The organism is Candidatus Nitrosopumilus salarius BD31 (assembly GCF_000242875.2).
GTDB classification, from domain to species: Archaea; Thermoproteota; Nitrososphaeria; order Nitrososphaerales; family Nitrosopumilaceae; genus Nitrosopumilus; species Nitrosopumilus salarius.
The window spans coordinates 1-817 of record NZ_AEXL02000167.1; the positions used below are offsets into that span (position 1 = coordinate 1).

Annotated in this window: 2 protein-coding genes; one reads left to right on the forward strand and one right to left on the reverse strand. The window is 33.9% G+C overall.

The window, feature by feature from the left end:
- Nucleotides 1–381, forward strand: a 381-nt coding sequence (locus BD31_RS09315; protein WP_008301678.1) for a CBS domain-containing protein, incomplete at its 5' end; no start/stop codon positions are given.
- Here the strand turns inward: BD31_RS09315 and BD31_RS09320 are convergent.
- Nucleotides 382–817: hypothetical protein (locus tag BD31_RS09320; RefSeq protein WP_238536118.1), on the reverse strand; the 436-nt coding region annotated here is incomplete at its 5' end.

Genomic DNA, 817 nt, shown 5'->3' on the forward strand with positions numbered 1-817 from the left:
AATCACTCTCACATTCTAGTCAGGGACATTATGACAAAAGTCCTGATATCTGTAAATTTAACCACTACCTCATTTCAAATTGCTAAAATGATGGAGCAGGGAGGAATCGGAGCGATAATTGTCAAGGAAAATGAAAATCCTGTGGGTATTGTAACTGATAGGGACTTTGCAACAAAAATTGCAGCCAAAAACCTCTCTTTTGATACGCCCGCTCAAAAAATAATGTCTTCGCCTTTAATCACAATAAATTACAACGAGCCAATCTCTGAAGCAGCAAAAAGAATGGCTAATAAAAAAATACGCAAACTTGCAGTAACTGATAACGGAAATATTATTGGAATTATTACATCCACTGACTTGGTAAATCAACTTGCAAAATAACTAAAATGCTCTAGTCTTTCTAAGAAACACTGTAACTGATATCATGTAACAACCAGTTGAAATTATTTCAGAAATGACTGATGCGAGATATGGCTCTATTCCAATTTCAAGAAAATAATACAGTGTGGGCCACCTTATCCCGAGATATACAATTTCACCTAATCCAAATGATGATACCAGTGCAAATAATTCCTTTTTGATTAAACCTGACTTCATTTCTCGATATCGCTCAATATTGTCCCAATAAAACAAACATGAAAAAATTCCAAAATACACGATATATCCGATAACAATTGTAATTGTCGTGGTGAGATAATTATCATAATCTGACAGTAATTGGGCAGTTACTGCTGATAGTGATGCAGATACAATAAAACAAATCAAAAAACTTCTATTGATTTGGAGTAGCTGCTGATTTAACTTCACGAAGATTTTT